The organism is Vallitalea okinawensis, from assembly GCF_002964605.1.
In the GTDB taxonomy this organism is placed as follows: Bacteria; Bacillota; Clostridia; order Lachnospirales; family PQDH01; genus Vallitalea_A; species Vallitalea_A okinawensis.
Genome location: NZ_PQDH01000027.1, coordinates 18,708 through 30,697 on the forward strand (window position 1 = coordinate 18,708; position 11,990 = coordinate 30,697).

Below are 11,990 nucleotides of genomic sequence, written 5' to 3' on the forward strand. Positions count from 1 at the left end.
TTAGTATATCATACTATGCGATTATTCTTTCGTCATGGAATTTTCGTGTTATTAATAAGAGAAGCAAAGTGCTAATAAGAAGACACCCTGATGTAGCAGCAATTAACTGAGTTGTTGTGAGTGTGAAAGTCAAAAAACCCTGTAATGCTAGAATGTTGCCATAAATAGGGATAAAAAACTTCCACATAGGCGGTGTAGTAATATTAGTTGTTGTTAAGACTGCCGACAAAACCACCACCATATAGCAAGGAGTTAAATAAGTATTAGCTTCTTTGACTGTTTTAGCAATTATGGATAGAAAGCACGTTAAAGTGACGAATAATGCAGCCATTGATAGTAACAGGATAGCTAATTGAATAATTTGAATAGGACCAAAATCTAAAGAAGCATAGGAAACATCACCGGCCATAAAAAAGCTATTGGAAAAAGGCATAGAAGCTATAATACCTATAAAAAGAGATGTAGCTCCTAAAAGTGAGATAATTCCTAAGCTAAGTACTTTACCTAAAGCTAAAGTATGGCGATCGATGGGCGATAATAACAAGGTAGCCATAGTACCCCTTTCCTTTTCTCCAGCTAACATATCTGTACCTACACTCATAGCACTTGCAAAGAGAAAAATTGCAATGAGCATGGGAAAGATAAAGCTTAAAGAGCGACCAGCTATTTCTTTTTCATCAGCTAAATCTACTTTTTCACCTCGCTGATTAACTTCAAAAGCATCTAAATAAGAGAGATTATCAAACCGAAAAGATAATAGATAATCTTCGTAGGCAGGTAAAATCTTATTTACTACCTTATTATAAGTATAAGTGGAGTAATTATTACTGGACAAATAGTAAGTCTGAATGTGGGGTGATTCTCTATCTTGGTATTGGGCTACATCAGCTTTAAATGTTGGGTCAAATACCATGACTAGATCTACTTTCTTATCTTTAATTTGATTTTGAAGTCCCATTAAATTTTCATCTAGATCTGCATAGATGAAAGTTATGTGATTATCCAAGTCTTCATCTTGCATAAATTCGGTGAATGAGCTTGGTGCATGGTGCAGAAGCACTGTTGACGGATATTCTTCAAAGGTATTATCTAAATTATTCATAAACGTACCCAGCATAGAATAAATGACGAATAGGCTTAATCCTGGTAACAAGAAAACAGAAAAAACAAGACGCTTATCTGTAAATACTCTACGCAGTTCTTTCTTTATGACTATTTTTAACATGATTCCACCGCCTTATTATAAAGTTGAAAAAAGGCTTCTTCTAAATTGTTTGTTTTGGTGTGGGTAAGAATCTCTTCTAGAGATCCAGTCAAATGAATAGAACCATTAATAATAACAGCAATGCGATCACAAAGTTTAGAAGCTACATCCATGATGTGTGTGGAAAGTATAATAGTCTTACCTTCTGCGCGTAGTTCTAATAAATAATCTGTTACGGTCTTTGCTGTGATAATATCAAGTCCATTTGTAGGTTCATCAAAGATAATAACAGATGGGTCGTGAATGAGGCTGATGGCGATAGAGGCTTTTTGCTTCATGCCTGTAGAAAGTTTTGAAATCTTTTTATCTTTAAATTCCCAGATACCTAACTTATTAAATAAAGTAGTTTTCCTTTCGGAAAGTTGTTGATCATTCATACCGTGAAGTTTACCAAAAAAATGAATAAGGTAGTTAGGGCTAAAATGATCATCTAACTTGATTTCATTAGTTAAAAAGCAGATATTTTGGCGGACAGATTTTGCATGAGCTACGGTATTAAAGTCATTGACTGTTATGGACCCCCTAGTCGGGGCCAATAGAGTTGAAATACATCTTAAGGTAGTCGTTTTGCCAGCACCATTAGGTCCCAATAAACCGAATATCTCATTATTAGAAACTTGAAAGGAGAGATTGTTTGTGGCAAGAATTTCATTAGTTTTGTTTTTTTTATTGGATTTGTATATTTTAGTTAGGTTATTGACTTGAACCAAGTGTTTTCCTCCTTTGTTAACATATTAAGTCCTCAAAGAACTTTAAATTTCATGTTGTAATGCATAATTAATTATCGAATCACATAAAAATTATACCATAAATTCCATTTTAATGATATAATTGATAATGGTATATGGTTTTTAGCTACTTACACATAGATAACCTCAATAAACCTTTTACTAGCAATGATGCTGTAACCTATTCGTAATATTTCAGAACAGAATTGTTAAGTTAAATATCATTCATGTAACTGGATTATTAAAATTATTTAAAGTAGATTACATATATTTTAAATTTAGTTTGTATTTTGATAAATAATGGTACATGATAATCATTTTATGGTAATATTTAAAATAGATATTTTACTAACTTTACATAGAAATATGCAAATATTTGGAGGTGGAGTTCATGAAAAAGAGAATACAAGCTCTGGGGATATTAATGGTTTTATTATGTATAAATATCATACCTGTAACTGCACAGGAATTGGATTTGAAATTAAGTATCGATGGCGACTACATAGAGTTTACAGATGAGTCAGGAAAACCTTATGTCGATAATAACGGCAGAACTCAAGTACCAGTGAGAATTGCAGCAGATAGTATCGGTGCTAAAGTTGAGTGGGATGGCAACAAAGAAGCTGTCATTTTGCAAAAAGATACGGTAACTGTCATGATTTTTATCGGAACAGATTATATCTATGTTGAAGGCGACAAAATAATGAATGATACAGTATCTACTGTGATTAATGGTAGAACCTATTTACCAATTAGAGTTGTTATGGAAGCTTTTGGATATACGGTTGGATGGGACCAAGAGACCTTCACTGTTTCCGCTAATTCTCCGGGATATGTTGAACCAGAAGAAAATGTATCTCAATACCCTGAATCTTTTGATGCAAGAACTGTTAGTAAGATGAGCCCAGTAAAGAATCAAGGAGATATCGGTGCGTGTTGGGCTTTTGCTGCTATGGGCGCTTTAGAAACTAGCTTAATGCCAGATATGCTCTACGATTTCTCAGAAGATCATATTAGTTTAAATCATGGCTATGCATTAACACAAGATCAAGGTGGCGATTATCAGATTGGCTTAGCTTATTTAACAGGTTGGAAGGGACCTATCCTAGAGGAACAGGATCCTTATGGAGATGGTGAAACAACAGAAGCAGAAGCTGTCGTACACCTTCAAGAAGCAATTTTTATCGATGACAAAGATTTTGATGGTATTAAGAAAGCTGTCATGGAATATGGAGCTGTACATACGTCAGTATATTCTCCAATTCTAAACGGTGACCAAAATTCCTTATATTATAATGAAGAAACCAATGCTATGTATAATTTCGATGACAATGTTCAAGACCACGATATTATCATAGTTGGGTGGGATGATAATTATCCACGAGATAAATTTAAAGTGAAGCCTAGTAAAGATGGAGCATTTATCTGCAAAAATAGCTGGGGTGAAGAGTTTGGTGAAGGTGGCTATTATTATGTTTCTTATGAAGATACTCACATAGGTACCCATAATGTAATCTACACTCGCATTGATAGTAATGATAACTATGATAATATATATCAGTATGACGAATTAGGATGGGTTTCAAAAATTGGCTATGAAAATGGTTCTGAGGATAAGGCGATGGCCGCAAATGTATATACTGCAAGTAATGAAGAAATCTTAGAAGCTATTAGCTTTTATAGTTTTACGAAGAATGGTAGTTATAAATTATATGTTGTGGAGGATTTCGTAGACACAAAAAGTTTTGATGATAAAGTATTCTTAACAGAAGGTACTCTAGAGGAACCAGGTTATTATACAATTGATCTTCCTGTAGATGTTAATTTATCAAAGGGAGAACGCTATGCTGTAGTGCTAGAGATCAATTCTCCAGGATTAAAGCATCCTATAGCTATCGAAGTATCAAATCAACTCTTATACACAGATGAAATAGAAGTTAATCCCGGTGAAAGTTTTATCAGTTACAGTGGTAAAAATTGGCAGGATGCAGGTAAAGATAATAATGTTAATGTATGTATAAAGGCATTTACTAATAACGTTGAATGATGAACAATGGAAAGCATCGAAGGAGTTCGGTGCTTTTTGGTTGCTATTCCTTGTGAATAGCTTTATAATGGAAGTATTAATTAAGAGAATTTCATAATAACCTTTTATTGTCTTTCCAAAGAACACAAACTTCTAGATTAAGAAGTAGCGGAGCGGAATTTTGTTTTACGATAAGTTGTATTCTATTATTATGAAAACTCTCAATTAGTAATTAATAAATATTACAGATATAACTTGATGGGTATATCGTAATTAGATGTAAGGGGAGATATTATGACAGGTCAAGAAAGACGACGCCTGATCATCGAAATCTTATTATCCTCCAAAGATCCTATACCTGGATATAAACTGGCTGATGAATTTAACGTAAGTCGGCAGGTGATTGTACAGGATATTGCCTTATTAAGAGCTGAAAGAAACAATATTATGGCCACGTCAAGAGGGTATCTGATCTACTCCAACCATAACAATCTGAAGAAGAGAGTTGTGGCAACGAATCACAATTCTAATAAAATTGAGGAAGAATTAAGAATAGTTGTGGATTATGGAGGACGACTCTTAAACGTCATAATCGAACATGATGTATATGGTGATATCAAGGCAGATTTGATGATTGAGACCGAAAACGATATAAAGAATTTTCTTACTAAAATGAAGGAAAATAAAGCTCTACCGTTAATGGCTTTAACAAATGGTGAACATTATCATACTATTGAAGCAAAAAATGATAAGATATTGGACATTATCGAGAAGGAGTTAAATAATCTATAACATACTTGCTTATACTAAGTAAGTATGTTATTATTAGACTACCAACTGACAAGACAGATGACAATGCTAAACCGTTTGGAGGTTTTTAAGGTGGATAATAAAAATATATTTAAAAAATTCATAGACCGTTATTTTATAAAAGGTCTTTCAGGTATGGCTCTTGGTCTCTTTTCAACACTAATAGTTGGACTTATTATTAAACAGATAGGTTTACTTTTAGGAGATAGTGAATTAGGGGCTATTTTAATAGGAATTGGAAGTATAGCCTCAGTAGCCACAGGGGTGGGGATAGGTGTTGGTGTTGCTAATGCGTTAAAAGCTCCTCAGCTTATTATATATTCCTCTGCTGTTACAGGATTAATAGGAGCCTATGCTAGCAAGTTTATTACTGAAGCCATGTTTGCTGATAGTGGTATTTTATTAATAGGTCCAGGGGATCCTTTAGGAGCATTTATAGCGGTGGTGATAGGTGTAGAAGTCGGACGCCTTGTAGCAGGAAAGACAAGTTTGGATATAGTCCTTACCCCTATTGTTACTATTTTATCTGGTGCTACTATCGGTTTGATTGTAGGACCACCAATTTCAAGCTTTATGACAAGTTTGGGCAATTTTATAGGATGGGCAACGGAGCTCCGTCCATTTAGTATGGGGATTATTGTATCTACAACTATGGGGATTTTTCTAACATTACCTATTAGTTCTGCAGCTATTTCAATTATCCTTGGATTAAATGGTCTAGCAGCTGGTGCGGCCACTGTGGGATGTGCTTCCCAAATGGTTGGTTTTGCAGTTGCAAGTTATCGAGAAAATAAAGTGAATGGACTTGTGGCTCAAGGTCTAGGAACATCCATGCTTCAAATACCGAATATAGTCAAGAATCCACGGGTATGGATACCGCCTATTATAACTAGTGCAATTTTAGGTCCCGTTTCAACTATGGTTTTTCAAATGGAGAATAATGCGGCTGGTGGAGGTATGGGAACCTCAGGTTTAGTAGGGCAAATAATGACTTACCAGACCATGTCAGGTAGCGAATCTGGTTTAATACTTATTATAAAAATTTTATTATTACATTTTGTATTACCAGCAATCCTAACATTAATTATCTCAGAATTCATGCGTAAAAGACAGTGGATTAAATATGGTGATATGAAATTGAACGTATAAAAAGATGGCGTAAGCCATCTTTTCTTTATAGTGTAAGAAAGAGCTGCGTTTTGCTTATAAAAGCAATGAGGCATCGAACCTCATTACTTTTGATACATTTCATTACATGAAATGATCATGCAAGGTACCATACTTTCTTGCACATACTTGGTGATGTAGGGAACACTCATGTAATTGTGTAACACAAAGTGAAATGAACATTAGTTATTTATCCAAGAAATGGAGACTTAATTTGCTTCATAAATTTCTTCTTTAGCTATACTCATCTCTTTATGATATTTCCATAGTGCAGACTTAATAGCAAAGACTATAAAGTCTGCCATTTTCATAACAAGACTTAAGCGCGTATTCTGTAAAATTATCATATCCATGACACCGCTGAAATTGACGATACCTGTAATAAATACATCACCTACTTCAGGTAGATTTTTATTAACTCCTGCGCCGGGTTTTATTGTGCCTTTACCTAATCCTACATAACCTATATGCTCAATCTTACCGAGGCATGCATCGATAGCTATTATATACGGGTGATCATAATTATAATAAATGCTATCAATAACTTCATGCAGATTCTTAGCATGAACAGGTGTATCAAGGGTACCATAAACGTGTACTCCTGTATAATTGACATGATTTAATTTATGACCAATTAAAGGACCTAGACTATCACCTGTAGCTCGATCAGTACCAATACATAGGATAATAATATCGCTGTATCCATCTTTTTGTTCCATTAAAAGATTAAAAAATTGCTCGCTAAAAACGATTTGATCCGATACTTTATCTGTATCAAAAAGGCATTGTTCGCTTTTAATTGCATCTTTTATGGGATTCAAATTAACACCACCTTAAAAGATTATAAAGTTATTGTTGCCATTGGAAGTAAAAAATATATTTGGTAGATAATGTTATATGGCTTGGTAACACTTATCAATATGTCGCTTTAAAACATAACTTGTAAATTATGGAAGAAAACTTATCGTGTTCTACGACATGTTTTACTAAATTATGTAAATTAAATGTGTTATTATAGATGTATCATGATTAAATCTCAAAAAGTAGTTTCTCGCTTTTCACATACTGTATAGAAACCCCTAATAACCATTTATATCGTGTGTGAGGCTAAACTAAAAACTTTTTGTGACTTAATCATTTATATGCAAAAGAGAATAGTTTTATGAGGAGGAATTGAATTGGATAGAGAATTAAATGGATCTCAGCCTCCGGAAGCGTCTAAATTACCTAAGAATGTAAAACAAATAGGTACGGTAGAATATGATGATTATCGTGTCTATATTGAAGATTACGTGTACACCTATCTATATCAGTATTCAAAGAGTGATTTATCCGGAGGTAAAGTTATATTTCTACTTGGTGAGCAAATAACTATTGAACAGCAGAATATTATAATTATATCTGGGGCTATCAAGGGAAGTTATCTCGAGGAAGAACAGAATGTACATGTGATAACCGAAGATACGATGCTAGATGTGGAGGAAAATAGAAAAACCTATTTTAAAGACAAGTATATAGTAGGATGGGTTAATAGCCAGCCGGGTTATGGTGTGTATAAATCCAATTATCATATGGACATGCATCGGCGTTATTTTTCTGATAACCAAAAGATGCTTTTATTAATTGATCCTGTAGATAAATCGGAAGCTTTATACATATGGGATGTTAATGATTTAAGTAAACAAGAAGGTTACTTTATATATTACGATCGTAACACCGCTATGCATGATTATATGCTTGCTAATAAAGTAGTACATCAGAATAGCCAAAGTAAAGTAGTAGTTGAGGAAGAAAATAGAGAGGATGATTACATAGCTGTCTACCAGAGAAAGAGTCATGAGGTTAAGGGTGAGACTTATTTGAGGAAATTAGTCAGCTTATTAACTACTTTAACAGCGGTACTTGTTGTTGTTTGTGTGGTCATGGGTATCTTTCTATTAAAAACTGACCAACAACTACAGTTTGTTCAAGGAGAGATGAGTGTCATAAGGGCTACAATGGGACAGCCACAAAAACCTGAGGAACATAATGGTCAGGCACCAAACGATGTAAATGGCAAAGGGGAAGCAACGGTTGAAAATGTTAATGAAGGTATAGATGTATCAGAAGTAGAAGGGCAAGAACAGACAGCTCAACAAGAAGTTGAAGAAATATCAGAAGAAACCACAGAAGAAGTCATAAATGAAAGTGTAGATCAGATAATTTATGACGTTCCAGATCATTATGTTATTCGAGCTGGAGATAATCTTAATAGCATCGCCATTGAGTTTTATGGAACAACAGATATGGTAGAAAGAATTGTTGAGGTCAATGATTTAAGAGATAGGAATCAAATTTATGCAGGGAAAAAATTAATACTCCCCAAAAATTAGGATGGTCACAACCATCCTTTTCTTGTTTCCTCTAATAACCCAACCTTATATTCATGGTGAAGTGAATTGTAACATATATTTAAGTAGATACAGGATATAAGAGTGTAAAGGGTGGTAGTTGATTATGAAAGCATCAGAAACAACCAGTATTCTAAAAATAGCAAGTGTTTTTATTGGTACTGTAATAGGAGCAGGATTTGCTTCTGGTCAAGAGCTTGTAAAATTCTTCACATCCTATGGCGATAAAGGGATTTATGGTTTGATACTAGCAGGCATACTCTTTGCTGTGGTAGGCTGGCATACGCTTTATATTGCTTACGAAGGAAAGCATCAAGGGTATAAGCCTTTCATGGAAGCGCTAATGGGAAAAACATTGTCAAAGATTATGGAAGCAGTAGTGACTTTGTTTATGCTAGCCTGTTTTTGTGCCATGTTAGCTGGATGTGGAGCGTTATTGCAGCAGAGGTTTAACACACCATATATGTTTGGGGTACTGTTAATGGCAATGATGTGCTATATAACATTTTTATTTGATGTAAAAGGTGTTATATTAATCAATAGTATTCTCGTTCCAATCCTATTTATAGGGGCTTTTGTATTAGGAATCAATGCACTCTTATTTAGGGATACTGCTGTGTTTTCTCATGGAATAGATGGACTGTTTAACGAATTAACTGGAAATTGGGTGAGTGCGGCAATTCTCTATGTTTCTTATAATATGATTACATCAATTGTTATATTGACTTCGCTGGGTCATTTGATTAAAAATGAAAGGGTAGCAAAGTGGGGAGGAATAATAGGTGGCGCGGCTCTTGGCTTATTAGGATTGTGTTTGGGAGTTGCAACATTAATAAATTATGGTAAAATTATAGATGTAGAAATACCTCTGCTTGAAATTGTGATGCAATATACACCAGCTATCCAGTATATGTACATAATTGTTTTATTGGCTGCAATGTTTACAACAGCAGTTGCCAATGGATATGGATTATTATCAAGGGTTACAATACAGTCAAAAATCGGCAGACAGTTATTCAACTTGATTATGATCATCGTAGCAATTTTAATCGCAAGGATGGGTTTTTCTAACTTAGTTAAAAAGGTGTATCCCATTTTCGGATATCTAGGCATGTTCGAGATGATTATGATCATACTTTACTTTGTCCAACTAAAGTTACGAACAAAGAGTAGAAGGAAATACAGGTGATATAATTGAAAAATAAGAAAATTAAGATGCTGTTTCTTTTAACATTAATTATTCTATTAGGTCTTGTCGTAGTACTTAAAGGATACAATAATCAAATTGCAGAAGTATTTAGTGACGATAAAGTAACCTTATCGCCATATAATGAACCTATATCGGTAGAAAGCACTCAGCAGTATACTTTTGATAGTTATAAAGGTGATATTTTAATAGGCAATAAGGATGGTTTTAAAAGGGTTGATAAAGACGGAGAGGTAAAATGGGATCAACCATTTAGTATGAGTAATCCTAGGATAAGAGTTCAGGGTGACTATATTCTTGTTGCAGATGTGGGTGGAACAGAGTTTTATACCTTTAATAAAAGTGGTTTACTCTATACTAAGAAAGTAAATAACCCAATTTTAATATGTAATATAAATGAATCTGGTAATGTTACGATTATTGAAGAAAATCGAGATGCTCACATGTTAACTGTATATGATGTGAGAGGGGAGCCAAGCTTTAAAAGAAATACAACTATTGATAGTAGTGGATATCCTACAGATTTAGTTATGTCACCTTCTGGCGAACAACTCGTCGTTAATTATTTAGACGTAAGTGATATTCAACCTAAAAGTAATTTGGTGTTCTTTGATTTGAACTATAAAAGTATTTATGCTGTAGATCAAATTGTTAATGCAGTTGAGTTAGAAGGGGATATCATCGGTGAACTAATCTGTATGGGAACTAATGAATATATTGCTTTTACTGGTTCGCAAATAAAAGGATATAAGTTTGTTGATGAGGGAGTAGAGACATTTACAAAAGATCTTACAAATAAAATTATTGACTTAGCCGGTAGTAATGATTTTTTTGCTGTTGCATATGGGGAATCTTTAGCGGGTGTTGATGAAGATTTATCTGGCAAAATTATATTGTATGATAAGAATGGTAATAAGATTAACAATTTTAATGTAGAAGGACAACTATCTCATGTATCTCTTAAGAAAGAACAATTAATAATAGGTAGTAATCGTACCTATCTATCTGTAGAGAAAAATGGACGTGTTAATTGGAAATATGATGCTACCGTTGATATAAAGCAAATAATTCCTATAGATTCGGATCATGTATTGATCGTATGGGAAAACAATTATCAGATATTTAAAGAGTTTCGTTTGTACTAGGAGGTGCAAAGATGCTAGAAAGTTATTTTGTTAACTGGTTAGACATACTAGTTGTCGCAATAATAGGCTTCAATGCAATAGTTGCATACAATAGAGGTTTTATCATTACGGTATTTCGTTTTACAAATCTAATATTAGCAATTATACTGACCCGTATAATTTATCCAACTGTAAGTGAGTTTATTATGATGTATACAAAGTTTTATGAATTCTTAATTGGAAACATAAAAGAAGCTTTGAATCTAGAAAACTTAAATATATCCTTAAATATAAACGAGGAAATTCAAAAAATAAATGAACTAGAATTACCCCATTTTATAGAACAAGCTTTATTAGAGAATAATAATTACGAAGCATATAATATTTTAGGAGTAGAGGGATTTGGTGACTATATAGCTGGGTATTTAGCTACTATAAGTATAAATATCATTTCTATGATTGTTGTTTTTATTGCAGTTTCAATTCTACTTAGGTTGATTATTAATGTATTTGACTTAATTGCTAAGTTACCTTTATTGAATTCAATTAACAAGTTAGCTGGATTAGCAGTTGGACTAGCTTTTGGCTTAATTATTGTTTGGATTGGTGATATAGTTATTACACTTTTTTATACGAGTGCATCATTCGAAGGCTTAGTCAGTACCTTAGAGGATTCGGGTATAGCTTTATGGCTATATCAGAATAATTTACTAGCGAATACATTTTTACAGCTAATAAATGTAGGTAACGCGTATATTGCTAGTTTAACATCTAATATGTTGAGGGTATGGTGATTAAAAGTTGCTGTTGGATATGACATCTCTTAGATGCGTGTTCAACAGTTCTAATTTTATTAAAATAGTATTTTTTTGATACAGTTAAAATTATGCATATATGTAATTTTAATAAGTTTTAAAAAGCCCTTGACTTTGAATAGGGGGGATGCTATAATTGATTTCGCTGTTGTGTAGAAATGCTTTAAATGACAGTGAAATGAAGCAAAAAAAGTGTTGACAAAGCTGTTAGCACATGATAGAATATCATTCGTTGTCGAAAATAATCGGCAACATATGAAAAATAAAAAAATGAAAAAAGTGCTTGACGAAATTAAATGAACATGATATAATGCTTAAGCGCTTTGTTTTAACTTCGAGTTAACATAAAGCTAACAAAGAGTTAAAAAAAAAGAACTTTGATAACTGAACAGTGTAACACATACCCAAGAAATAAACTTTGATTTCGTTAGAACTTAGTTCTAACACGGATATAAACAA

The 11,990-nt window shown here is 33.4% G+C and carries 10 protein-coding genes; 7 read left to right on the forward strand and 3 right to left on the reverse strand.

What is annotated here, in order from left to right; translation table 11 throughout:
- Positions 1 to 13: 13 nt before the first annotated feature.
- Both C1Y58_RS25170 and C1Y58_RS25175 read right to left on the reverse strand, forming a co-directional pair.
- Positions 14 to 1,225, reverse strand: a complete 1,212-nt coding sequence (locus C1Y58_RS25170) for an ABC transporter permease (RefSeq protein WP_105619924.1) — start codon at positions 1,223 to 1,225, stop codon at positions 14 to 16.
- Positions 1,219 to 1,974, reverse strand: a complete 756-nt coding sequence (locus C1Y58_RS25175) for an ABC transporter ATP-binding protein (protein WP_105619925.1) — start codon at positions 1,972 to 1,974, stop codon at positions 1,219 to 1,221. The genes C1Y58_RS25170 and C1Y58_RS25175 overlap by 7 nt, the downstream gene beginning before the upstream one ends.
- Positions 1,975 to 2,383: 409 nt before the next feature.
- Between C1Y58_RS25175 and C1Y58_RS25180 the strand changes: the two genes are divergently transcribed.
- The 3 genes from C1Y58_RS25180 (at position 2,384) to C1Y58_RS25190 (ending at position 5,977) form a co-directional block, all read left to right on the forward strand.
- Positions 2,384 to 4,039 (forward strand): lectin like domain-containing protein, encoded by a 1,656-nt coding sequence (locus C1Y58_RS25180; protein ID WP_105619926.1) that lies wholly within the window; start codon positions 2,384 to 2,386, stop codon positions 4,037 to 4,039.
- A gap of 273 nt (positions 4,040 to 4,312) precedes the next feature.
- The gene (locus C1Y58_RS25185) at positions 4,313 to 4,810 is read left to right on the forward strand and encodes a transcription repressor NadR (RefSeq protein WP_105619927.1); all 498 of its coding nucleotides are present in this window, start codon (positions 4,313 to 4,315) and stop codon (positions 4,808 to 4,810) included.
- A 90-nt stretch (positions 4,811 to 4,900) separates the two neighbouring features.
- Positions 4,901 to 5,977, forward strand: coding sequence for a PTS sugar transporter subunit IIC (locus tag C1Y58_RS25190; RefSeq protein ID WP_278286147.1), 1,077 nt, complete (start codon positions 4,901 to 4,903; stop codon positions 5,975 to 5,977).
- A 227-nt stretch (positions 5,978 to 6,204) separates the two neighbouring features.
- On the opposite strand, the gene yyaC is transcribed toward C1Y58_RS25190, so the two are convergent.
- Positions 6,205 to 6,816 (reverse strand): spore protease YyaC, encoded by a 612-nt coding sequence (yyaC, locus tag C1Y58_RS25195; protein ID WP_242985475.1) that lies wholly within the window; start codon positions 6,814 to 6,816, stop codon positions 6,205 to 6,207.
- Between the two features lie 357 nt (positions 6,817 to 7,173).
- Here yyaC and C1Y58_RS25200 point away from each other — a divergent pair, with 357 nt between their 5' ends.
- The 4 genes from C1Y58_RS25200 to C1Y58_RS25215 all read left to right on the forward strand — a co-directional run bounded on the left by C1Y58_RS25200 (position 7,174) and on the right by C1Y58_RS25215 (position 11,510).
- Positions 7,174 to 8,367 (forward strand): LysM peptidoglycan-binding domain-containing protein, encoded by a 1,194-nt coding sequence (locus tag C1Y58_RS25200; protein WP_105619928.1) that lies wholly within the window; start codon positions 7,174 to 7,176, stop codon positions 8,365 to 8,367.
- 124 nt (positions 8,368 to 8,491) lie between these two features.
- Complete coding sequence (locus C1Y58_RS25205; protein ID WP_105619929.1) at positions 8,492 to 9,574, forward strand: YkvI family membrane protein; 1,083 nt, start codon at positions 8,492 to 8,494, stop codon at positions 9,572 to 9,574.
- A 5-nt stretch (positions 9,575 to 9,579) separates the two neighbouring features.
- Positions 9,580 to 10,737 (forward strand): DUF5711 family protein, encoded by a 1,158-nt coding sequence (locus C1Y58_RS25210; RefSeq protein WP_105619930.1) that lies wholly within the window; start codon positions 9,580 to 9,582, stop codon positions 10,735 to 10,737.
- Between the two features lie 11 nt (positions 10,738 to 10,748).
- Complete coding sequence (locus C1Y58_RS25215; protein ID WP_105619931.1) at positions 10,749 to 11,510, forward strand: CvpA family protein; 762 nt, start codon at positions 10,749 to 10,751, stop codon at positions 11,508 to 11,510.
- The last annotated feature ends 480 nt before the right edge of the window (positions 11,511 to 11,990 follow it).